The organism is Fibrobacter sp. UBA3718, assembly GCF_002371935.1.
Lineage (GTDB): Bacteria > Fibrobacterota > Fibrobacteria > Fibrobacterales > Fibrobacteraceae > Fibrobacter.
On record NZ_DFHR01000022.1, the window covers coordinates 63,040 to 89,184 of the forward strand.

Annotated in this window: 7 protein-coding genes and 1 tRNA gene; all 8 read right to left on the reverse strand. The window is 53.2% G+C overall.

What is annotated here, in order from left to right; translation table 11 throughout:
* Position 1: 1 nt before the first annotated feature.
* The 8 genes from B4A77_RS08535 to B4A77_RS08570 all read right to left on the reverse strand — a co-directional run bounded on the left by B4A77_RS08535 (position 2) and on the right by B4A77_RS08570 (position 26,011).
* The gene (locus B4A77_RS08535; protein ID WP_290733826.1) at positions 2-403 is read right to left on the reverse strand and encodes a hypothetical protein; all 402 of its coding nucleotides are present in this window, start codon (positions 401-403) and stop codon (positions 2-4) included.
* Between the two features lie 82 nt (positions 404-485).
* A tRNA-Asn gene (locus tag B4A77_RS08540) sits at positions 486-558 on the reverse strand.
* Between the two features lie 67 nt (positions 559-625).
* Positions 626-1,465, reverse strand: coding sequence for a deoxyribonuclease IV (locus B4A77_RS08545; RefSeq protein ID WP_290739962.1), 840 nt, complete (start codon positions 1,463-1,465; stop codon positions 626-628).
* Positions 1,462-5,334, reverse strand: a complete 3,873-nt coding sequence (locus tag B4A77_RS08550; protein ID WP_290739965.1) for a hypothetical protein — start codon at positions 5,332-5,334, stop codon at positions 1,462-1,464. Before B4A77_RS08550 ends, B4A77_RS08545 begins: the two co-directional genes overlap by 4 nt.
* A 122-nt stretch (positions 5,335-5,456) precedes the next feature.
* Positions 5,457-8,504: a right-handed parallel beta-helix repeat-containing protein gene (locus tag B4A77_RS08555; protein ID WP_290739968.1), complete on the reverse strand. Its 3,048-nt coding sequence runs from the start codon at positions 8,502-8,504 to the stop codon at positions 5,457-5,459.
* Entirely contained in the window at positions 8,504-10,096 is a 1,593-nt protein-coding gene (locus B4A77_RS08560; RefSeq protein WP_290739970.1) for a FecR family protein, read from the reverse strand. The genes B4A77_RS08555 and B4A77_RS08560 overlap by 1 nt, the downstream gene beginning before the upstream one ends.
* Before the next feature lie 218 nt (positions 10,097-10,314).
* A complete protein-coding gene (locus B4A77_RS08565) occupies positions 10,315-18,810 on the reverse strand; it encodes a cadherin repeat domain-containing protein (RefSeq protein WP_290739973.1) in 8,496 nt (2,831 codons plus the stop codon).
* Positions 18,811-20,002: 1,192 nt separating this feature from the next.
* Positions 20,003-26,011, reverse strand: a complete 6,009-nt coding sequence (locus tag B4A77_RS08570; RefSeq protein WP_290739976.1) for a cadherin domain-containing protein — start codon at positions 26,009-26,011, stop codon at positions 20,003-20,005.
* Positions 26,012-26,145: the final 134 nt, after the last annotated feature.

A 26,145-nucleotide genomic window follows, 5' to 3' on the forward strand; every position in this document is an offset into this window, starting at 1 on the left:
CCTACTCGTTCACTTCAATCGCGAGATAGCGCGGGGATTCGTCGTCAAAATACTCGTCTTCCACTGCGCCATCCCAGTTGCCTTCGAGTGGCACAATCTTGAGCGTGTGCTTGGCCTTCGCCTTGAACTCGCCCACGTTGCCCTTGCTCTTGTCAGCCATCTTGTCCTTGACCTTGCCGCGGGCGATAAGCGGGTTGTACACGCCCACCAGGATTTCCTTCGCGTCGAGCTTGCCGGAGACCACCTTCAGCACCTTGTACTTGAACACGTACACGTAGCTGTAGAGGTCGTTGCTAGGCATCTTGCCCGGGATTTCGGTCAGGCGGGCTTCAACAGTGACGGGGTCAGCCGCGAACGTAAAAGCCGCGGCAGCGAGGATAGCGATAAGCAGGTTCTTAATCATAGGATGAAATATACAAAATAAGCAACAAGCCCTCCCTTGTCGCAAAAACAAAGAACCCCGCTCTTTCGAACGGGGTTCTAAGCTGCTTCACTTGGACTCGAACCAAGGACAACGCGATTAACAGTCGCGGGCTCTACCAACTGAGCTATGAAGCATCGTCTGTTAGACGCCCCCAAATATAGATAAACAACGTCCTTTGTCAAGGGGATTTTGCGGAAAAAATCATAAATTTTTGCGTTTTTTTCGCATAAGGTCGATTTCGGCGGCATAACCGGGGAGTTCGTTCGGGGTTTCGAGGTAGAACGGCAGGTCGCGGAGCGCCGGATGGCTCACCACGCGCACAAGCGCCTCGAGCCCGATAAAGCCCGCGCCGATAACCTCATGACGGTCCTTGTGGCTCGCCAACGGATTCTTGCTGTCGTTCAAGTGTATCGCATGCAGGCGTTTTAAACCGATGACCTTGTCGAACTGTTCCAGCACCCAGTCCAGGCGGTTCACGATGTCGTAGCCGCCGTCATGCACATGGCAGGTATCCAGGCAGACCCCGATCTTGTCCGAAAGTTCCACACGGTCGATAATCGCGCGCAGTTCCTCGAAGGTACGGCCGACCTCGCTCCCCTTCCCCGCCATGGTTTCCAAGAGCACGAGCGTCTTCAGGTCCGGTCGCAGAATCGCGTTCAGGTGTTCTGCAATCAGCACGATACCCCTTTCGACCCCCTGCTTCACGTGGCTCCCGGGGTGGAAGTTGTACATCGCTCCCGGAAAGTGGTCCATGCGCCACAGGTCGTCCTTCATCACGTCGCGGGCATAGTCGCGCAACCCCGGGTCCGCCGCACACGGGTTCAGCGTGTAGGGTGCATGCGCAAGCGCGGGCCCGAACTTGTTTTCGCGCATCAGGTCCTCAAGCGCCGCCGCGTCTTGCTTATCGAAAGGCTTCGCGGCACCGCCGCGCGGGTTGCGGGTAAAGAACTGGAATACGTTGGCCCCTATGGAGAGGGCTTCCTCGCCCATCGCCTTGAAGCCTGCTGCACTAGAAAGATGACAACCGATATAGAACGTCACAAACGAATCCTCATGGAGCGGGTTTCGCTTCCGGCCTTGACCATCAGCACGAACACGCCGCCACGACCGAAAACGGAAAGGGAGAGGCTGTTCATGCCCGGCTGCACCTTGCCAAACGCACGCGACAGCATACGGCCCTGCAAGTCGAGTAGGCGAACCTCGGACCTAGACCCGGCAAGTGTTCCCGGAGCTTCGAAAGCGACGTCCAGACTACCAGCAGACCGCACGAAGCGGATTTTCCCGATAGAGCTTGCGGCAACGGCGGGCAACGCCGACTTCGGGACAACACGGAATTCGGCTTTAGCCACCCTGGAAGAAAGTTCCAGCTTCACCGGATGGCCCGCTGCGCACACGCGCTCCATGCCATCAACAACAAGTACCGCGCTATAGCCCATCGCTTCAAGTTCTGCCAGGCCTTCCACGCCGAGCAACGCCGATTGCGGTTTCGCCGACGAAACCGCGAGCGTCCAAGAGACGCTCCCGCCGGCAGGCATGGCCGATGCAGCCCGAACACTCTTCGCAAGTGCACGCGTGCTGTCATTCCCACCCGAAATAGAAAGGTTAACCCCCGGCGCCATCCCTGCCGGCGGCTCGGCGACATCCACGCTACGGCTACCGACCCCGACAACATTCCAGGCATCCTCGCTGCCGTCCTCGCCCTTCAGCGTCAAGCGCACGCTCCACGAACCGCGAGCCGCCTTCCGGAGCGATTTTTCGAGCGAGACAACCGCCACATGCTCGACATGTCCGTAAGTCGCCACGGGATCCTTCCCAAATGCCGGTTCGGTAGAAACGGCCCGGACGCTTTCGCTATCGCTATGGACCCAGAACGCGCCAAACGGAGGCAACACGGAAACAGGGTCATAGTCACGCTTATCCGCATTCCACACCCACAGGGGGCTTTCCGCGCCCTCCGCATTCTCAAAATCGGAAGCATCGCCGGTCGAAAGCGCCCACGGATAAGGGTTCGCGACCATGTTCCAGCCGTAGAATTCATGTTCCAACTTCCAACGCAGAGAATCTGCAACGGAATCCGGAGCCTTCATCGGAAGCTCGAGTTCCGACTTCGAATAGGCCCAGAAGCCATCGACCGCCTCCACGGCATCATCCAGCGCATACGGCACATACTGCCAGTAATCGCAGACCTTCGCGCGCTCGTCCCAACGGTAGGCCGTCAGGCCGGCCACACCCTTCACGGAGTCCTTCTCGACAGAACCGAGCGCCACCATCGTCCAGGAATTCGCCATCAGGGTTACGCCGCCCGCAACATTCCATTCCGTCGTCTCGAAGGTGTTCGTATCGAGCGTGACAACCGCCCTGTAGTTCCCCTTCGGAATATCCCGGAAGACGAAAATGTCGAGGGAATCTTCCGGAGTCCTCACGACAAGCGTATCGACAACGGCGGAATCCGCCCCATTGACAAGCGAAAGCTTCATCACGACAGGCGACGGAGTCTCGTTGCGGATGCGGATATCGACCTTCGCAATATTGCCCGATGCGTAGACCTCGATGGATTCGCAGCGCACAACCTGGATCAATGTATCAAGCGCATCGGTTTCTTCGGGAACCACTTCAACTGTGTCGACGCCACCGTCATACGCATCAAACTTCGGGAGCGACACAAGCCACGGAAGGCCATCGTTCTTGTTTTCGTCCCAATCCCAAGCAGGGGCTTCACGTTCTTCGGCCCCATTCAGCACATCCCTGAAAATAGCAGAATCCATTACGACCAGGACCTTCTCTCCGCGATATTGCAGGATAAACTCATCCGAAGGCTCCGTAGCAACCACCTCGATCAGTTTCTGCTTTACCTGTGACGCTTCCCGCGCACGCCCCGTAAAATCGACCGCATAGACCGCGTTGACATAGGCACGCTTGTTTGCCGCAGCCGTCACGCCGAAAATCAAGGGCTGGCGCTGGCACTTGAAACCATCCAGGTCGAAACCGCCACGATAATAGGCGTCCTGCATCAGGAAATCCGCATTCTTCACCGTGCTGTCGTCACGGCCGAGAATACCCGCCAGGTTCATGTATTCCTGCCCCGTCGTGAGCAGCGTATCGCGAAGCACCATGGCTCCTCTAGCGAACACCTCCCGAATCTTGACAGAAGGAACCCTGCCAACATTTCCAACCAGGCCCCCGATGGCAAAAGATCCCGTATCAGCCGGCTGGAAGCGGACATCCATCAACGTATCGCGCTTGCCGACCGCATACGAGCGCTCAATAACGAGGGAATCCGCAGTATCCGTCTCCCCGAGCAGGCCGCCTAAAGAAAGACGCCCGGGAACATTCGTCGCCATCACCCTACCCGCGAAGAAAGAGGAATCCACCAGCAGGAATCCCTTGGAAGCAAACCCCACGAGACCTCCCGCCTTCCACGCCGTCACCGTATCGATAGACGACCTCTGCACCGCAAGTTGCAGGCTCCCGGAATACGACGAAGACCTCACGGCCAGTTTCGCATTCTCGGAAAAACCGACCAGACCTCCCAAGTACAAGGGGGACCGGGCATCATAAAGCTGGTTATGCATCTGCATCCCGATTTTTCCCGACGCCTGCACATTCCTGATTCCGACCGCCAGGGCATCCATGCGGCCGACGAGGCTTCCCGCCGCACCGCTGAAGGTGAAACCGCGCATTTCCGGAGCGGATTTGACATTTTCGATAACGGCAGAGAAGTATCCCGATTCGCTGTGGATGTCGCCTACGAATCCGCCCGCATAGATGCGCTGCACGTGGTTCGCAAATCCGAAGTCCATTTTTCCGTCATACCCGACATTCATAACCGATACCAGCGGGCGCGCCTTCTCGTCGTCAACAAAGGCATTGCCCAGGATACCGCCCACGTCCAGGAACGGAACAAGCAGGCTATCGGTGCCTATATCCACATTGACCGAGCCGCCGTTTACCCAGAAGGTATCGGAATTGACAGCCTTCCATTGCCCGACAAGGCCGCCCACATAAAATACGGTTGCAAAGAAATGGTCCGTATCGAACAGTGTCGAAGAAGACGCCTTGATGCGTCCGTTCACTACCGCATCCGCGGCAAGGAATCCGCCGGACGCAATCTTCCCCGCGACGCCTCCTATATTCACGGCTTCCGTATTCGCATCGAAATCCCCGGCGATAGAAATATCCACATTAAGCGTATCCATGACAAACTGGGTCATGTTGTTCGCCATGCCGACAACGCCACCGAACAGGGCCGTATTGGCATCCACCTCACCGTCAATGCGCCCCTGCTCCATCGAAAGCGAAATGCTCGAGAGCATCACCGTAAGCGAATCCTGCACATAGCCGAGGAGACCGCCCACCGCCTTCTTCGAGCTGCTGTTCACAACAAAATCACGAACCACGACATTGGAAAGGACCGCCTTACCCCTCTCGGGTCCCTCTTCGGGCGGCGAAACGATACCGACAAGGCCTCCCGCAAACGACGACGCGGAATCGACATTCACCCGGACATTCTCGAACAGCACGTTTTCGAGACGCAGGTTTCCATCGACGCGGCCGGCAAGCAAGCCAAAATACTTTGCGCCCTTGGCATCCGCACGGATATTCCTGAACCTCAAGTTTCGCACGACCAGCTCATGTTCAGCCACATTGAACATGCCGTAGGAATCGGCCATCGCCGTATTTTCCATGCAGATATTGGATATCGTGTGCACCTCGTCGCCCTTAAGGATAAAGGAGCCCGCAAAGTTGACCGCATCGAACGCAGGGACGCACCCCGAATCCGGAGCGGACTCGTCAAATTCGATATCCGAAGTGACGGTTACCTGAAGCGTGTCGTATTCTGCACACAGCACTTTACATTCCAGAATCTCCAGATTAAGCATCCACCAATCATCCGCGGAAGCAACATTCATGTCGCACCGTTTCCCGGATTCGGAACAAACCGTCGCAGCACACCATCCGTTAACGGCAAAAAACGAAAGTATCAGAAACAACAAAAAACGATTCATACCACACATCTCATTGCGCAAAAAAATCAGAACGCATAATTCACCGTCGCCGTGCCGTAGAGGTCAAAGTATTCATCCGAAAGCAGGTCCGGGCGATGGCTGTAGAGCGCCCCGATTGTCCACGAGGATGTCAAGTTCTTCAAGTGCGTAAACCCGAGCGTCAGGGAACCGCCCACATCCATTTCTACTTCGCGCACATGGGCAGAACCCTCGTCGCGGTTCAGGAACTCCTGGCGGAACAAGCCCGTCAGCGACAGGTCCATAAACTTATCCACAATCGGCATCTGCAGGCTTTCCGCGATGCGCCATTCGAAATCGTCCATATTGTCGCGTTCATAGACCTTATAGCGCGGCACCACCGAGAGGCGGTTGCGCACCTTGCCCACAGCAGTCAGGAGCGAAACAGGATAGCTCTGTTCAAAATAGTCGCCACCATGGAAGTAATAGCCGAGAATTCCGAAAGTCTCGTCGCTAAAATTGAAATCGGAGATTAGTTTATCCTGTTCGAATCCAGAATAATCCCGCCGAATGCACCACACTCCACCGACATTCAAGGTGTTGTAGGGTAGCGAGAGGCTAAGGCCCAAGTTAAACGTGTGCTTCGCGATGTTCTCTTCGAACTGCGTCGCCAGGTAAGGCTTTTGGGCAAGTGCATAGTATTTCACCCACCGTGCGGAATCCACCTTCAGCGTATCGTCGCCATCGACGACATCAATGGTCGCCCCGCCGCGTTTCGCAAACCACAGGTCGGAGTAGATTCCCGATGCCGCAGAATAATTCGCATAGAGCCTCTGGTCCGTACTTCTCGTCCTGTAGTTGAAGGCATAGCCCGCAACGATTTTCAACCGGCCCGCCACATCAAAATTATTCGCGATTTTCGCGGTATGATCGTAAAGCGTTCGGCTATCATCCTGCTCATGCTTTTTAAGCCAGTCGTCGTCCGCGCCAGGCAAGAGGCCAAGAGCACTCCCTTCCGCAAAGCCGAACACGTTGTAATCTTCCCCATGCGCCGCATTTTCAATTTCAAGCTTGTACTCGGCATTCAGTTTCCAGAAATCCATCACTTTCTGGTTCAACGACACAAACCACTCGCGGGAGTTCTGCAGCAAGTCGGGAGAGCCCGCACTAAAGTAATCTGGGCCAACGAACCGCATGTGGGCATCGACAACCGTATTTTTGAACGCCCAGTGCATGGACGCGAGCCACGCAAAATTCTCGCCGTTCCAATTCTTGATATCGGCATGCGAATCCTCGTCGTCCTTGTAACCAGACAACACGCGTTTCGCGCGTTCCAGGTACGCCTTGAGAGCAGAACGCATCTCCGCCTCGGTCATCATCGCGTTTTCGCCAAAGATTTCTTCCAGTTCGCCACGCGAAAGCAGTTCCACAAGCGTCTGGTTGTTCATGAGCCTGCGGAGCTTCGCATAGTTCGACACGTCAAGCCCGGCATCGGAAAACACCTTGTTCACAGCGCGCTGCATCAGGACTCCCGACGTGTCGGCACCGCCAACTGCAAACTGCGCATTCAGCGTCAAGTCGCCCGGGAACATCTTCCATTCCGCATCGGCAAAGAAGGCCCTCGACGATGTCGCCGGCACCGCCGTATTCACGTTAGCGCTGGAACCGTCTCGCAGAAGCGGATCTTCGAGTTCATCCTTGTTCCCGATAAAGCCAAACGTCGCATTGAACCTCCGATTCAGATTCCAACGGACTTTCCCGCCCACAATGAGCTGCTGCGGCTCCGCCTCGCCATCCTCGATGTAGTCCTTGTAGACATCCTTGTTGCGCTCGCCCACGAGTTTCGGAGCGCGCGTCTCGCCACCAAAAGCGCTCAGCATGAACATCGGAATCCCGGCAGAATTGCGCAACAGGTTGAAGTCATAGCTCGCACCCAGCAGATCGATTCCCGCAAGGTAGGTTTCCCCGCCCAGGAGGTACATGTCGCCAAGCGCAATCCGCTGCAGGCTGTCCCGGTAAACGGCAAGGACATTCTCGGGGTTGAAATAGTTCCAGCGGTCCATCGAAAGGTTCGCAGACATCTCAAACAGCTTTCCGTCCGTCGATCGCACCTGCATATAGGCATTTGCGTTTGCAAAGAGCCCCGGCACCTGGAAGAGATTCGGATATTCGTCGCCGTTCTCGTCTTTCTCCGTCCAGACCGCATGATAGCCTAGCGTCATTGCAACGTTTCCGCTCATCGCCCATTGGACTGGGGCTGCCGATTCCGCATGGTGGCTCTTCGAATAGGCTTCCGCTTCTGGATTCTCGGGTGCATCGGGAAGATTCTTCATCACCATCGCGAAATCCTGGGAAAAGTCGCTGTCGTTACCGCTTACCGCATTCTTGAGCTCATCCGAAGGACTGTCGCTCTGCACAAGACCGACCTGGTTTCCCTCGATACTGAGCCTGCTAAAATTCAGGCTGTTCCAGTCCTGCGACACCAGGCCGACCTCGTTACCGCTGATGTTCGACTGGTCGAATTTGAGTTTCGCGCCTTCCTGCAAGACTGCACCAAACTTGTTTCCAAACAGCGAAGCTCCTTCGATTTCGGCCTTCACCCCCGAAGCAAGCCAAAGCGCAACGCCCGCATTGTAATTGAAAGCGCCACCGTTCACCTGCACGGAAGCATCCTTCGCAAAAAAACCGACCCGCCCCGCATTCAAGATATCCACTTCGCTCATGGAAACCGAGCCGCGCTCCACCGCAAGTCCGATTTCCGCACCGTCGATTTGCAGGTACGAAAGGTTCGCCTTGTGATTGCCCGCCACCGAGATTCCGTTCCAGGAGCCACCGTCGACACCGCGGAACACGACCGGGCTATCGGCTTTGCCCATCACCGAAAGCGAACCGCCACGCACATCGAGCCCAGCCCCCTGCCTGAATTCAATCACAGCGCCCGCCTCGACAACAAGGCCCTTGCCCTCGCCCACGACTATCGTCTCGCTTACCGTATAGGGCGACTTGTCCACCATCAGGAATCCGGAGGTTTCCCCCTTCAACTCCGAAGGCGCAGCAACCGCAAAGACGGATGCCGCAAAGGCAACAACTCTAACAAACCAACTTCCGAACGACATTAGCGAACCTCGAACCGCTTAACCGCCTTGGCCTTGAATCCGCTCTTATGAATCACTTCGATATCGAACTTGTTCTTTGCTCCACGGACAAGCTCGACGGGAATGTCGTAATCCAGCGACTGGATTTGCGACAGGGTCTCCTGCAAGATGACCTTGCCGTTCTGGCGCACCGTTACCCTGTAAAGGAACTGCGGGTCGTTCTCCGGGTTCTTGATCTTGAACTGGAGCGTCTTGCCGATGCGGTCCGCGATTCCCATCGGAGGAGGAGGCACCAGAAGATTCTCGTTCGGTTCTCCGAACACTTCGACAACAAAACGTTGCACCGGATAGCAACCCATCGATTTCTTTGCCGTAGCGACATTCTTCGCAAGGTCCGTCGCCGTGTAGACGTATTCGTGAACGCCAGGGACAAGCTTGACAGTCCTCTGGCCATTCTTGGACACAGTCTCTTCCGAAGTCGCAGAGCCGTCCACCGAGAGCGCAAGGAGGGCCTCATCGCCCTGCATTCCGCCAACCGAGAGCTGCGCCTTGCACGCAACGGAATCATACGAGACGAACTGAATCTGCGGAGCCACCTGGTTCACGCCCGCACACGAAGCATTCACGCCGACCGCGACCTTCTTAGTATCCTTGGCCTTCGCCGATGTAAACACGACCTGGGCCTCGGTTTCGGTCCAAAGCCCGTTTGCATCGTTCACGGGAATATTCTGCACAAATGCATGCGGAGCGCCATCCGCCACCGCCACAAGATTTGACGACGTGAAGGTCTTGCCAAGTTTAACCACGAGCTTCGCGTTCGGGTCGGCCGTGCGGTAGTTTCCGCTGACGGTAAGGCCAGCCTCGCACACTTCTGCGCTCTCCGCATCCAGCGTGAATCCGTTCTCGGGCAAACTTTCCACCGCGGCCTTCTTCATCTCTTCCTGCACAGAAGCATCCGCTGCCTTCACATCCTTCACCATCTCGTCGAGCGCCTTGCCCGACTTCATGATTGCCACGAGGCGGCGCGCCAGTTTCGGGTTACCCGAAGAAGCGAGCTTGAGCGTCACGAGCGAATCCTTTCCGAAAATCGTCTCGCCCGCACCGATGGAAGATGCCGGACCGTCCTCGCCCGTTTGCACATCCAGCTTACCCGTCGAAAGACTCGCAAAAAAATTCTCGCCGCCACCCACGAAGCCATCCGTTCCACGGATGGATGCCGTGTGAACCCCCGTCTTGAAACGGAACTTGGACTGTTTCTTCTGCTTCTTGATGGCGAACTTGACGAAGCCGTCCTCCACGTTCAGACGCGTATCAAACGAACCCTTTCCATCGGGTTCCAGGAGGCGTTCAATCTCGACCTCGGCGTTTTCCGCAATCGAGACCGTGCTCCCGTCCGGAAGACCGAAAATGATTTCGGACTCGGCGCCCGTGCGCAACCTGTCCGTCTGGAATATGGAAGCCCCCACGACAAGCGGAGACCACTTGACTTGCTTTGCCTTCTGCCTCTCGCATTCGCCAAGGGCGGCGCGCACCTTGCCTGCAACAGATGCAGAGAAGACCAATGAGGGGATTAGAAAGAGAACCGGAAGCAGGCGGAACGGAGAAGTTTTCATAAGACTCCTTTGGGGCGTTCGACTTGTTAAAAATAAACCTTTTTTTTCAAAAAAGCACGTGCCGCATTTCACAAAGAAGCCTTTTGCAACCCTTTTTTGACACCGCATCCAGCCATCGCCAAAGCGTCTCCGGAGCGCCATGCAGTCGCCATTTCCCATAGAAATAAATAACCCCTTGAGTATCAAGGGGTTACAAAAATTTCATCGCCAGGGGCGCGCTATTTCTGGTCCGGGCGCTTGTAGCCGAAGCTCTTCAGCAGGTCTTCCTTGACAGAGCGGGTCGCACCCTTCTTGTTAGAAGCCTTGTCCGGTTCATACTTGCCACTGCCCCTCGTCGTTTCGGTGAACGGCGGCACGGAGCAACGCAGCGTGGACTTCAGCTCGACTTCCGTCTTGTAGACATATGCACCCGTCGCATACAGACGACCCGATTCCGTGCGGACATTGCCGTCACGATCCGGCTTCATTTCGAAGTACATCGTGAGGAGGCCCGCATCGTTCACGTAGTCGGGGTTGTCCAGATCCTGCGTGAAGGAGTAGTAATCCACAAACTGGCCGAGGCTAGTGTAAATCCAGATCTTCACGTACATCTTCGTCCTGAAGAGGTTCGCGCGGCTGATATCGGACCCCACGTTCTCGGCGAATTCAGCGTCGCAATACTGGTCCATGTATTCATCGACCGTAATCTTCACGCTGTTTGCGGCATCGACGCCTTCCAGCGGAACCAGGCCATCCTTGCCGACAAGGTCGTCAAGCGTAGCAAGGCCGCCAATCGCGTTCACGGTCGGCACCTTGGTATCAATGCCAAGAGTCGGGCCCAAGTGTCCAGCAAGTCCCGGGTAAGGTTCGTCGCCACTGCCGGGCTTAGATTCGAAATCTCCGCCCACCTGGGTTTCCACTTCCTTATCCGTCTTCGTATTGTAAATGGTAACGGCGAACGTCTCGCCTTCCTCAGGCTCGTTGGACGCATAGTACTCTTCCGTCTTCTCGCGGGTCACCACCGTCACCGGCTGTTCCACAGCGATATCCACATCCTTCGCGTTCTTCATGATGACGATAATCGTATCGGAAGCCTGGTTGCCGGCCTTGTCGCGGTAGAAGCGCACGATGGCGTTTGCCCCCTTCTCCAGGGCCTGCGTAATGAGGGTATCCTGCACTTCGCCATTCACCATCCACTTCACGTCCACAAAGTTCGTGTACACCACTTCGCCATCGACAGGCGCAACAATTTCCACGACCGGCGAAACCTGGTCGACCACGATAAACAGGGAGCGGGTCGCAGAGTTGCCGTACTTGTTCGTGTAGGTGTAGCTCACTTCGTAGCCGAGGTTGCCATCTTCGTTCTTCACGAGGTTGCCTTCGGCATCGACACCATAAGCAACCGTCATGATATTGCCGTTCGCATCCACATAATCGTAGGTGACCGTAAAGACAACCGGATTCTCGGACTTGCCATCCTTAGAGTCCTTGTTATCCTTGCCACCCTTTCCAGATTCCTTGCCACCATCCTTGGAATCCTTGCCGGATTCCTGCTTGGTATAGCCGCCCGTAGTCTGGACAACCTCGCCCGTCACGGCATCGGCCAAGTACGAGATGCGGACTTCGCGCCCTTCCACCTCGGTCGTGTAGGTGACAGTCATCGTCTTGATTCCGTCGGCATTCTCGATAATGTTGCCCTCGGAATCCGTGTAGTAGGTGACCGTCACATCCTTGCCGTTGACCTTTTCCGTATAGGTCACGGCGGTAGAATTGCCGTTGACCGGGGTATAGGTCACATCCGTCGCATGTTCGTTCAGGGTCACACAGGCATCCACAAGTCCACCAAGTGTTTTCTTGAACGTGTTGGACGGAATGTCGACAGCCTCGAGTTCAACCTTCACCGTGAACGATTCGCTCGTGTGGGTAACCGTATCCGTCACCGTCACGAGAATATCGTTCTTCGGATTGTTCACGTAGAACGTGGTATCCTTGGCAGCAGCCTCTTCCACGATGGTGAAGATGTTGGTCTTCGCGTTCGCATCCGAAGCCTTCGAGACCGTCACGACCGGGGTTGCCGTGCTGAAGTAAATGACCAAGGTATCCACGCCCGGGAAGTCCTTCGTCGGATCCTGGAAGGTGCGGACAATGATATTCTCGCCTTCGTGGAGCTCGAGATCGCAATCCGGTCCCATGAGCTTGCCGTCAGCCTTCCATTCAATGCACACGTCCGGAGTGTTCACGTAAAGCGTATCGGGATTGATGACGACCGTATCGCGGGTTTCGGCACGGGTGATTTCCACTTCGGAACTTTCGACTACGTTGCCGACTTTGATGGTCACGGTGGCCGTATCCCTGAATTCGCCGTCGAACACCTCGACAACAAGAGTGTATTCGCTCTTCTCTTCGTAATCGAGAGAATCAATCAGCGTCACGACTCCCGTCGTGGAATCGACTTTGAATACGGACGAATCACCACCGACAATCGTGTAGATAAGCTCGTTGTACTTGGGATCGTCATCCGGATCAGTCGCCTTGACCGTATCGACAGGAGTTCCAATCGGCGTATCTTCACTGACCGTAATGGTTTCGTCATCAACTTCCGGAGCTTCGTTCTTGTCGGTAATCTTCACGACAATCGTCTTGGTTTCGGAAGCATCCTTCGTGTCGGTCACCTTCACCTTGATCGGGAGTTCCTTGTTCTTTTCGTAGTCAAGTTCCTTGCAGTTGTCGGTCTTCACCGTAACGACACCGCTCTCCGAGACATCGAAGCAGCCGCTCTTGTCCTCGACAAGCGTGAATGTCAGCACGGTATCGTAGAGATCAAGGTCCTTAGCCTCGATGGTATCGATGACCGTTCCCTTCTCCACGTTCTCCTCGACGACCACGGAATCCGTCAATATCCACGGATCCTCGTTGATGTCAAGCAGCGTGATGTGGATGGTATCGGTTTCGACAAGTTCCGGCATCAGCGTATCCATCAGCGAGATGTAGATGGTATATTCCGTCGGATCCGTCTCGAAATCGAAGGTCTTGTTCGCAACCAGGTCGCCATTCGGCAACAGCGTGAACAGCGTATCGGCACCGTCGGCACCTCCCGTCAATTCGAACTTGTCGTGGATGTAGTTTTCGGGCTTGCTGATTCCCGAAATGGCCATCGTGTCAACATCTTCGCCATGTTCCACATGTCCCACGACAACGCCGGGCTCGTTGTGTTCCTTGAATTCGAACGGCCAGGATTCGAAGGTTGGCGGTTCGTTGATGTCAATCACCTCGATAACGCGCTTGAGCGTATCGGCAAGGCCATTCACGTCTGTCACGACAATCGAAACTTCATGTTTCGGATTAATCGTCTCGTAGTCGAGCTTGGCGCTATCCTTCACCGTGACGACAACCTTGGTCTTCGCGCCCGTGGTATCCAGCGCGATCGAGAACAGGGAATCGGCACCCGAATTCTTGTCATCCAAAAGTGTCGGAATAAGATGCTTCACTTCGCCGAAATCTTCGTCAGCAACGACATAGCTCACAACAACGGTTCCTGTCGGCACGTTCTCTTCGACACCCACGGTAAGGGTCTTCTTGCCCTGCGGGTCAACACCACGACCTGTGGTATCGCAGTTCGCAATGCACTTTTCATCGGAATCGTCATCGCCGTCATCATCGTCATCCACGATAATCTTCGGATTTTCGCCCTCGTTGGAAAGCTTGATTGTGACCGATGCCGTAGCGGAATTCGTGCCATCCGAGACCTTCACATGGAATGTGAACACGGAATCCTTTTCATAGTTCAGCCTGTCGCTATCGGCAACCTTGATGACATTGGAATCCAAATAGAACGGGACGTCATTCTCGAGAATCGTGTACGTGAGTGTGCTGAACGCCTTGTTCAGCACGTCAGGATCCGTAGCGTCGAGTTCGCCCACCACAGAATTGTTCGGGAGGTTTTCGGCGATGGTCTTGGTGAAGTCCTTAACCACAGGAGCCTCGTTCACATCCTGCACCTTGATGATACGCACGATGGAATCCTGGAGGCCGTCCGGGTCCGTAATGAAGACCGTCACTTCATGTTCGAGCTTGACCTTCTCGTAATCGAGCTTCGAGCCATCCTTCACATACACGACCACTTTCGTCTTGCCGCCTTCCGTCTTCATGCCAACCTTGAAGAGGGAATCGACACCCGTATTGTTGTCGTCCTTCAGACTCGGCGTCAGGTTGCCCACGTCGCCAACGTCCTCGTCCGCAACCACATAGGCAAACACGACCACGTTGGTTGCGCTATTTTCATCGATGCCCACCGTAAGGGTCTTCTTGGAAACCGGGTCGTGTCCGCGGCCAGTCGTATCGCAGTTCGCGATGCAATCCTCGTCGGTATCATCGTCACCGTCATCATCGTCATCGACGACAATCTTCGGAGTCTCATTCACATCCTTAAGGTTGATGGTGACAAGGGCTGTATCGACCAAGCACATCTCGGTGTAGTTGCCCGTCGAGGGATTCTTCTCGCAGTTCTTCACTTCCACGTTAAAGACAAACGTCGGAGTCGTCTCGAAGTCGAGCTTCGTAGAATCGCCTACCCTAACCTTGTTCGAATCCATGTAGAACGGCATGTTTTCGGTAATGATCGCGTAATCCAGATGGCCGAAATCAGCCACATGCTTCGTATCGGGATCCGTCGCGGAAAGTTCTGTCACGACGGCATCCTTCGCAAGATTTTCGGGCTGCTCCGCGGTCTTGTTCGCAATCGTCGGGGCTTCGTTCACGTCCTTGATATTGATAGTACGGATGAGCGTATCTGTCGCACCGCCGGCATCCTTGACCGTCAGGATAACCGTATACACGGAATCCACAGCTTCGTAGTTGAGCTTGGTACTATCCTTCACCACGACGGTCACTTCCGAATGAGCGTCGTTCAGCTTCACGTCAAAGAGCGTAGCCGCAATGCCGCCGGGCACAGAATCGGTGAGGGCCACAGTCAACTTGCCGGCATCGTTCGCATCCACGTCCGTAATCGCAAACGTATGGATTTCAGTACCGGTCTTCGAATTTTCGGCAATCTCGAACGGGCCGTTGCACTTGGTGTCACCCACAATGCACTTGATTTCCGGAACTTCGTTCACGTTCGTAAGGGTAATCGTCACGGTAGCGGTATCGGCAAGGCAGCGTTCAGTGTACTTGCCCGTAGAGGCGTTCTTCTCGCAGTTTTCCACTTTCACATTGAAGGTGAACACCGGAGTTGTCTCGAAGTCAATCTTTGTCGAATCGTCAACCCTGACCTTGTTCGAATCCATATAGAACGGCATGTTTTCGGTAATGATGGAGTAATCCAAGTGACCAAAATCAGCCACATGCTTCGTATCGGGATCCGTCGCAGAAAGTTCCGCCACAACGGCGTCCTTCGCAAGATTTTCGGGCTGATCCAAACTCTTGTCGGCAATCGTCGGCTTTTCGTTCACATCCTTGACATTAATCGTGCGGATGAGCGTATCGGTCTTGCCACCAACATCCTTGACCGTCAGGACAACCACGTACACGGAATCCACCGCTTCGTAGTTGAGCTTGGAACTATCCCTCACCACGATGGTCACTTCCGAATGAGCGTCGTTCAGTTTCACGTCAAAGAGCGTCGCCGCGGTACCACCGGGCACAGAATCGGTGAGGGCAACAGTCAACTTGCCCGCATCGTTCGCATCCACGTCCGTAATCGCAAATGTGTGGATTTCAGTGCCGGTCTTCGAATTTTCGGCGATTTCGAACGGGCCGTTGCACTTGGTATCACCCACGATGCACTTGATTTCCGGATCCTCGTTCACGTTCTGAAGCGTGACCTTCACGTCGGCCGTATCGGCAAGGCAGCGTTCAGTGTAATTGCCCGTAGAGGCATTCTTCTCGCAGTTCTTCACCACCACACGGAAAGTGTATTCCGGAGTCGTTTCAAAGTCAAGCAGGCTAGCATCGCCCACCTTCACCTTGTTCGAATCCATGTAGAACGGGACATTCTCAATGATGGAGAAAGCCAGATGGCGGAACTCGACATTCTTCGTATCGGGTTCATCGACCGTCATTTCGCCCACGACTTCATCGTTTTCGATATTTTCATCCGGGGTGAAGTTCCTGTTGGCAATGACCGGAGCTTCGTTCACGTCAAGCACCGTAATCTTCTTGTCGAGCGTTACGGAATTGCAACCGGCAACGCCGTTCTGATCCTTCAGGGTCAGAGCAACAAAGAATACAGAATCGCCATTTGCATCCAGTATCGCTTCGAAATCCGGAGAATTCTTAACGCGAATCACGGCGTATGTCTTGCTGTCGCTCTGTTCAATTTTTGCTTCAAACAGGTTGTCGGCAGAAATTGCATTTTCTTCCATATCCGAAAGGACAACCTTCAGAGCTGTCGCAAAATTGGCATCGACAGCATCGACATCCATGATTTCGTAGCGAGCGATTTCCGTTGTCGCAAGCGTGTTTTCGGGCACGTCATAGTTGTCCTTGTCGTCGTCGATAATAATGGGCGGTTCGTTCTCGTCGGTAAGTGTAACCGTCACCGTAGCCGTATCGGCAAATACACCATCGGTCACTCTCACATGGAGCGTAATTTTGTGGTCCGGAAGAGTCGTTTCGTAATCAAGGACGGCACCTTCGAGAACCCTAATTGTACCGGCAGCATCGATCTCGAACTGGGTCGACGTTTCCACAAAGCTATAGTAGAGGGTTCCGAAAGCGGCATTTGCCGTATCCGGATCAGAAGCAACGACTTTGCCGACAAGCGTTCCTGCCGCAGAATTTTCGGCAATCGTGAAGTCGCCATCCTCGGCAGTCGGCTTTTCGTTCTCGTCAGTCACGAAAATCGTCGTGAAAGCTGTATCGGTAAGGCTTCCTTCGGCGGCACCACGGTCCGTAAGCAGGAGCCTTACATCGAAGAGAACCTCATTTTCGCCATTTGCCAGCAGGGCTTCGTAATCAAGCTTCGCGCTGTCCTTTACGGTAATGACAATCCTCAGAGAATGGTCCGTCGTATCCTCCACCACAGTGGCTTCGAAAAGGTCTTCTGCAGTCACACCTTCAGACTCGATAAGGTTTTCGAGTTTGGCCGTCAAAGTTGTCCTTCCGTCGTCATTATCCTGGTCCGTAACCTTGATTGACGCAAACACGACTCCATTCCCCGTATTTTCGACAACGTTATATTCGTTTTCGGGTTCCTCGATGTGCGGTGGCTCGTTCAGGTCGTTGATTATGATGACCACTTCAACCGTCTGCGGCAAGAAGCCATCCGTAACAACAACATGAATAATCCAACTGGATTTTGTTTCAAAATCAAGAGCATCATCTTCAGAAACCGTAATAACGCCCTGATTGTCGATTGCAAACGGAACATCCGTTTCAACAAGACTGTACTTGAGCACACCGAAGTCTGCGCTCTTTACATCCGGGTCTGTCGCAAGCAGCTTGCCGACCTCGGTTCCAGCCTTGGAATTCTCGTCCACCGAGAACGTCGTATCACGAACAACCGGAGCTTCGTTCTGGTCGACAATCTGGAGCACGACAACAGCATAGGCTGAATCTTTGCCCACACCGCTGGTCGTAGCAGCATTGTCGACGACCTTCACCTTGATGGCAAGCACGCTGTCGGCCGATTCGTAATTCAAAACAGCGTCATTCTTTACAGAGACAACGCCCGTTGCGGGATCCATCTCGTAGAGCGACGTAATCTTATTGTAGTTGGCCTCGGTGAATGTTTCATCAAAGGCGTTATCGAAAGAATATGCCAAAGCATCACCTTCGATATCCGCACCGACGATGGAACCGGACTTCACCTCGTGGTCAACTTCGCCGATCTTAATTGTATCGGCAGTTATCGTCGGCTTGTCGTTCACCGGATTTACCTTAACCGTAACGGTGTAAGGCTTTTCAGACACGACATTATCCGCATCCTTCATTTTGAAGGTAAAGGAAGTATAAGCCGGAGAAACACCATATTCATCCTTTGCAGCAATGAATTGCAAATCTACGTTTGTCGTTTCATTAATCGGAATAAACTTATTCAAATCAGAGCTTGTAAGCGTGTCGCCATTACTCAGCAAGAACCCTTTTTCGGGAAGCGACATAATCACGACGCCCTGTTCAACCTTATCAAAAGCAGATGCGTACTTGAACATGGAAGAATCAAATGTAAAGAATTCATCTTCCGTAGCAGCGATTTCAAAGTTTTCACTAGTCGGTTCAATATTCGCATCGACAATAATCAAGTCGAAATAACCATCCAACTTATTACCCGGCAACACTGCACCAGAAATATTCGTGATTTTCAAGCGAAGAGTTTCATTCGGCCTTTCAACCAATTCGTCCTTAGCGACATTAATCCACACACTAACATCAGGAGCATCAGCAGGAGTTTTTGCATCTTTAAGGATTGTCACCTTGCCCATGTCCTGCCCACATATGGGGAACAGGTATTTCTTTCCATCAGTGGAATGAGAATAGACACCTCCATCAATGTTGTCTAAGAGGAAATCACTTTCCTTCGCCGACGAATTTTGCAAATCAAAGCAGTAGTCAATGAACACATCTGCCGGAGCGGGGGTATCGAGCGCAATGGGAACCTTTACCAGCAAATCGTTTTCAGGGAATTCAAGCGGAGTATCGGCCTGAGGCTTTAAATCCAAGACCGGCGGATCAATCGGAACAAAAACAAAGCTTCGGCCATCAAATTCGTTACCAACCACCAGTTCATTAGCAATCAACTGTCCAGCAAAGTTAATGTTACTCTGCAAGAAAATCCTTCCGGTAGAAACATATGTTCCCAGAAGGATACTGTTGTCCGTATTTTTAATGTTTATGTCATGATCTGTATAGAACAACAGATTACCCGCATACTTTTCAGCAGGAACTTCAACAACAGAACCATCTTCTTGCGGAGTCCTATAAACGATTTGAATAACAGTATGGTTTCCCAACTGTATCTGATGTACAAAGATACGTGTCACACGACCACCTGCAGGCATACTCACGATAATTCGAGCACCATCAGTACCGTTAATACCTGTATGAATTTCGTCTATGTACAAATCATAGGGGTCCTTGCTCCCATTTTCGGCATCAGGAACAAAAATTTTCACTTCACCATTATTCGTACCAATCTCGATATTACTTGCCGTTGGGGATTCCGGCCAATCAAGACGAGGAATGCTAACCGCGGTATTTGCAGAAGGCTGATCAGGACAGTTACTAATTGGTTGAGCCTGAAATCCAGCCGTTCCACCACCAGTAACCGCTGTATTGTCCAAGCATATCGGAGCAGCATAATAACAGTTATTACAGTTCTGACCCGACTCGAAAGAACCTCCACGAATAGGTCCCGTAGTGAACTTATACCCATCTCCGGTAGTTATTTGCCCCGCAACGACAATGGGACCACCTAACTGAGTTCCAACCGACACTCCCTGCCCATCCGGTTGTTCAGCTCTAAAATAACCATTGGATCCGGTCCAGCCCGATTCATCGTGAATGATAACGCGGTTTCCGGTCTTTACAAAATCGTTCCCGAACAGTTTATACTTGACGAGATAATTCCAGTATTCCTGCTGCAGGTTTGCCACAATACGGTTCCCTTGGGCATCAACGAAGTAAAGCGGAGCCACATCCATTGCAAATGAAGCGCCTATTCCAATTAGGAATATTACAAGGCCAAAAATTTTCTTCTTCATGTTATCCACCACAGGATAGGGTTTAGACCAAATCCCCACACACAAGTAAAAATACTAAAAAAATCTTACATTCAAAGACCGGCAAGGGGGAAATCGGAACAAATCGGGCCGTTTTTCGGCCACCTGGAATATCCCGTGAGCCAAATCACACTGATTTGTAAAGTTTTAAAAACAAAAAAAAAGAAAAGGCCCGGGAAAACACCCAGGCTTTTCATTTTTCTTGGCAACGCTAGTCCTGTTTCGGGCGCTTGTAGCCGAAGCTCTTCAGCAGATCTTCCTTGACGGAGCGGACAGAGCCCTTCACGTTCGAATCCTTGTCCGGGCTATACACGCCGCTTCCCTTCTTCGACTCGACCATCGGGGGCAGCGAACAGCGCAGCGTGCTCTTCAGTTCGACCTCCGTCTTGAAGACGTAGGCGCCAGTCGCGTAGAGCCGTCCCGACTTCGAGCGGACGTCGCCGTTGCGGTCCGGCTTCATTTCGAAGTAAAGCGTGAGGAGTCCCGCATCGTTCACGTATTCCGGATCGTTCAGGTCCTGCGTAAACGAGTAGTAGTCCACAAACTGGCCAAGGCTCGTGTAAATCCAGATATTCACGTACATCTTGGTCTTGAAGAGGTTCGCCTTGCTGAAGTCCTTGCCGGCGCTCTCGGCAAACTCCGCATCGCAGTACTGCTCCACATACTCGTCGACGGAGATCTTCTCGCTGGTCTTGGAATCGACACCCTGCAGCGGGACCATGCCGTCCTTCGAGACGATATCGTCAAGAGTCGCAAGTCCGCCCGTCGCTGTCGCTATAGGCACCTTCGCATCGATTCCGAGAGTCGGTCCCAAGTGACCGGAAAGTCCCGGATACGGCACATCCCCGCTCCCGTCCTTCGTCTTGAAGCTTCCGCCCACCTGGGTTTCCACTTCCTTGTCCGCCTTTGTATTGTAGATGGAGATGGCGAATGTTTCACCCTCTTCGGGTACGTTCTTTGCATAGTATTCATCCGTCTTCTCACGAGTCACGACCGTCACAGGCTGCTCGACCGCGATATCCACGTCCTTCGCATTCTTCATGATGACGATAATCGTGTCGGAAGCCTCGTTCCCCGCCTTGTCGCGGTAGAAGCGCACGATGGCGTTTGCACCCTTCTCGAGGCCCTGCGTAATGAGTGTATCTTGCACGATAGCGCCACGGCCGTCGCCCATATCTACGGTCCACTTCACTTCCACGAAATTCGAGTACACGAGGTCCCCATCGGCAGGCGAGAGGATTTCCACAACGGGAGCCACCTCGTCGAGCACGATGAAGAGCGAACGAGTCGCCGAATTGCCGTACTTGTTCGTATAGGTGTAGCTCACCTCGTAGCCGATGTTGCCATCGCCGTTGCGGACTATGTCGCCCTTTTCATCCACGCCGTAAGAAACCGCAACGACGTTGCCGCTGGCGTCCACGTAGTCGTACGTCACCGTAAAGACAGCCGCATCCAAGGACTTTTCATCCTTCGTACCCTTGCCATCCTTGCCGGACTTTCCGGACTGACCGTCCTTGCCCGTTTCGGAAGTTTCCAGGGCCGCGCTCGCAAAGCTTCCCGCAGAGTGGAAGACCTCGCCCGTAACCGCATCGGCTTCGTAAGAAATGCGCACCTCCTGGCCGTTCACTTCGGTCGTGTAGGTGACAGTCATGACCTTAGCCCCGTTCCCGTTCTCGAGAATATTTCCCTTCAGGTCGGTCTTGTAGCTTACGACAACTTCCTTGCCGTTCACCACTTCCATGTACGATACGACGACCGTATCCCCGTTTACCGGCGAGTAGGTCACTCCGGAAGCAGGATTCTCGTTCAAGGTGAACCCCGCATCTACGATACCCGATAGGGTCCCGCTAAACGTTTTTTCAGGCACCTTCATCGTGTCGAGTTCCACCTTCACCGTAAAGGATTCCTTCGAACCGGTCACCGTATCCGTCACGGTCACCCTGATGTCATTTTTCGGGTCGTTTACATAGAAGGTCGGGTCGTTAGCCGCCGGTTCCTCGATAACCGTGAATATGCTCGCCCATGCGGCCTCATCCACAGCCTTCGTCACCGTCACGACCGGAGTAGCCGTGCTCATGTAAACCACCAGCGTATCTGCTCCCGGGACATCCTTAGTCGGATCCTGGAACGTGCGGATGATGATGTTCTCGCCTTCGTGGATATCGAGGTCGCAGTCAGGGCCCATGAGCTTGCCGTCGGCCTTCCATTCGATACAAAGGTCCGTGGTGTTCACGTAAAGCGTGTCGGGATTCAAGACGACCGTATCGCGCGTCTCGGCACGGGTAATCTGAACTTCGGACTTCTCGACGACATTCGTCACCTTCACAGTCACGAGCGCCGTATCCGAAAGCAGCCCATCGGTCACGCGCACCTTGATGGTAAGTATGGAATCCTTCTCGTAATCAAGTTCCTTCTTGAGCACGACCGTGCCATCTTCCTTCACATCGAACACGCTGCTCTCTTCCACCAGTTCGTAGGTCAGCGTGCTGAACGCCTTCGCCGTATCGGGATCGGACGCAACAATCTTGCCAATGTCGCTACCGACAGCGGCGTCTTCCTTCACCGTGATGGTCTGGTCAGGCACATCCGGAGTTTCGTTCACGTCGTTCACCTTGATGGTCACGGTCGCCGTATCGGTATAGCCGAACTTGTCGGTCACGACCACGGTCATCGTGTATTCGTTCTTGGTTTCGTAATCGATGGTACTGTCAGCCTTCACCGTAATCTCGCCGGTCGCGGAATCAATAACGAAGGTGTCGGTCGGATCCTTGATGCTGTAGGTAAGCACATCGTCTTCATCCACATCAGATGCAGTTACGAAACCGACGCTCGTCCCCGCGGGCACATTCTCGTCGACCGACAACGTGGGAGTCTTGTCATCAAACTTCGGCGGTTCCGGCGTATCGTTGAGTTTCACCGTAATTGCGGCGGTATCGGAGAGACCGTCCTGGTCGGTAACAACCACATGGAACGTAAACACGGAATCCGTCTCGTAATCGAGTTTGCCGGGTTCTTTAACCCGAATGATGTTGGAATCGAGTTCAAACGGCACTTCTGTCTCTACAATCTCGTAAGTGAGTACGCGGAACTGCGCCGCAGTGTCGAGATCAGACGCGATGACAGCCCCCGCGGAATCGCCCTTCCTGGGATTTTCGTCAATCGCGAACACAGCATCCTCAATAGAGGGAGCCTCGTTCACGTCATTCACCTTGATGGTCACGGTAGCCGTATCGGTAAGGCCATCCTTGTCAGTCACCACCACCTTCACCGTGTACGAGGACTTGGTTTCAAAGTCGATGGTGCTATCGGCAATGACCTTGATTTCGCCCGTAGAAGGAACAATCTTGAACGTACCCGTTTCATCGATAATGGAATACGTCAGGTTTTCCGTACCATCCACGTCACTTGCAGTCACTACACCAACATGAGTGTCGGCAGGTGCATTCTCGTCCACCGTAAGCACAGGGATGTTGTCCCCAAAGTGAGGAGGTTCGTTCACGTCGGTAAGTTTCACCGTCACGAGAGCCGTATCGGTGAACTCGCCATCATAAACAACCACATGGAACGTGAGCACGGAATCCGTCTCGTAATTCAGCTTGCTCGGATCCTTTACCTTGACGATGTTCGAATCCATCACGAACGGCACGCCGCTTTCCACAATCGTATAGGCAAGCTTCGTGAATGCCGCCGCCGTATCGAGTTCCGTAGCGACAACCGGACCGACAACCGTACCGGAATCGCAAATTTCAGGAACTTCGAGGTTTGTATTCGCAACAGACGGAGCCTCGTTCTTGTCGAGCACGCGAATCGTCACAGCGACATTGTACGAAAGCGTATCGGCAAGCTTCGTCGTCGAAGCCATGTCACGCACATGCACCGTCACCGTGTATGTCGATTTAGTCTCGTGATCCAAAACGGCCTTCTTGACAGAAATCTCGCCCGTAGAGGAGTTTATCTGGAAAATATCGGTAGCACCGCCCACCAGGGTATAGACAAACGCATTGTCATCCACATCCTTCACGACGAGCGACCCAGTCGCTTTTGCACCGACTGCAGAATTTTCAACAATGGTAAATTCGCTCGCCGTAGCACTCGGCTTATCGTTTACTGCAGCAAGATTTACCGTCATGATAGCGGCACCCGAGGTGGAGTTCATCTCGTCACGAACCTTGAACTGGAAGGTGGTGGCAGGAGTCCCGAAATCATCCTTCTTGCCCGTGTACTTGAGGTCGCCGATGGAATCCACCGGAATAAACTGGCCCGCAGTAACGTTGCCGCCCTTGTAAGTCAAAGTACCCTTGTTCGGGAGCGTGGCCACAACCACGCCCGTTTCCGCATAGCCCTTACTCGAAGAGTACGAGAAGTCGCTCGTCTTGAAGGTGTACGCCACATCTTCGGTACCCGTCACGCTAGAAGCACCAGCAACCGGCGGGTTATTCGCATCTACAATGGTCAACGTAAAGTGACCCTCACGTTCATTGCCTTCCAACACAGCACCTGCAAGGTTGAATATCTTCATGTGCAGGTATTCTTCACTTTCTCCGATGCCATCGATAAACACGTTCAGGTACGCCTTGTTCTCATCGTAGGGAGTGAGGCGATGTGCAGGGATAACCACATAGCCGGAGTCATGATGGACAACATGGCTTACATACACACTATCTATTATAGGCATAGAGGTATCGTCATTTTCATGGACGTAGTTCCACGTGGTATCACTCCATTCGCATACCGGGAACGGAGCCTTTGCCGTCCTCTGGAAATCCTCCAGCGTTGCCGTCGAGAGATTCAAATCGAAGCAGTAGTTGAAATCGACAGACGTGTTCGTTACGGTATCGAGAGATATCGGAATTTCCGCATCGTCGTTGTTTTCGGGGAAGGCTCCGTTCTGGAGCACTTCCGGGTCAATTTTCAGTATGGGTGGGTCAAACGGCACATAGCGGAAATCGCCCACGATATCGGATTCGAACCACAGATTATTTGCCACAAGTTGGCCAGCGAGTGTAAAGTGGTTTTCAATGGTGAACTTACCTGTCGTCATGAAGGTTCCCTGGTAACTCGGCTTGACCATAGATTTCCAGTGAACATCCTTATTTGTATAGAACATCAGGTTACCAGCATATTTCGCATTACTTATGTAGTTACTATCGACAAGAGCGCTCACATCCCACTCTTTGGTGGTCGTATTGTAAACGGCGTTCCTATCGACATAGACAACCTGAATCACCGCGCTGTTTGCACTCGGCTGAATATTGAAACCATCGCGCACAAAGATTCTTGTAAGGCGACCACCATGCGGCATTACAACGTACAAGTACTTGTGTGCGCTGTTGTGCATATAGATATTTTCAATATACAGGTCATACGTGCCATATTCGTTAATATAAGCGCTTTCCGGCGGAACATGGATATAGGCAACTTCGTCAATACCATTGGACATATTGATACCTGGAGCCCATTCTGCAGGTTCAGGCCAAAGAGGCACACGCAAGTGAGTATCTACCGGAGGGACCTCCACCGGGCAAGACTGGTACGTACCCACTGCAAACGGATAGGCCACGTATTTGTAGTATTCCGTAACAGGGACAAGGTCACCCGTTTCAGGATTCTCAACATTATAAGTGTAAGTAGAATCGGCAGTCGCAGCATCCGCAGCAACCACACCCGACGTTCCATAGACACCGCCCTTGACCATTGCAGCCCAATTGGTCAGTGTATTATCGTAAGCCTGCGAAGAACGTGTTCTGATAGAGCCCTGCACGCAATAAGGTCCTTCATAGATGGCTCCAGAAACCGGACCAGAATTTGCCGCCCAATCTGCAATTGCAAAATCACCAAGAACCCTTACCGGGCCTCCACTCAGGGTATCATTATTGGGAGTCGTGCCATCATCCGAGAGATGCAACCCCTTTCCCGAAAGAAGCGGCCCGCCCACATGATGAGCTCCGTTGAAAAAGGAAATATCGCCCGTTGCAGTGCCGTTATAGCCATTTTTATCCGCAATATGCACCGTATGCTTATTGAACGTCAATCCTTCAGAGCCCCATAGCTTGTACTTCATCAAACCTTCCCAGTACTCTTGCTGGGAATCGGCATTTTCCGCGGCCGAATTTCCGAGGCTTTCAAAGTAAAGCGGTGCAACCTTGGCCGCAAAAGCAACACCAAATAGGCTGGACAAAAGCACAGCCAAATAAACCGTTTTTTTCAATCCTTCAAACATGATCGCCTCCTGAAAAACAGGACTTTCAAAAAATGTTCTATATAGGCACGAAATGAAACGGAATTTTTACATCCCACAAAAGTAATATATACAAAAATTTACAGGATGGAACATTTCGTCTCTTTTTTTGTGCA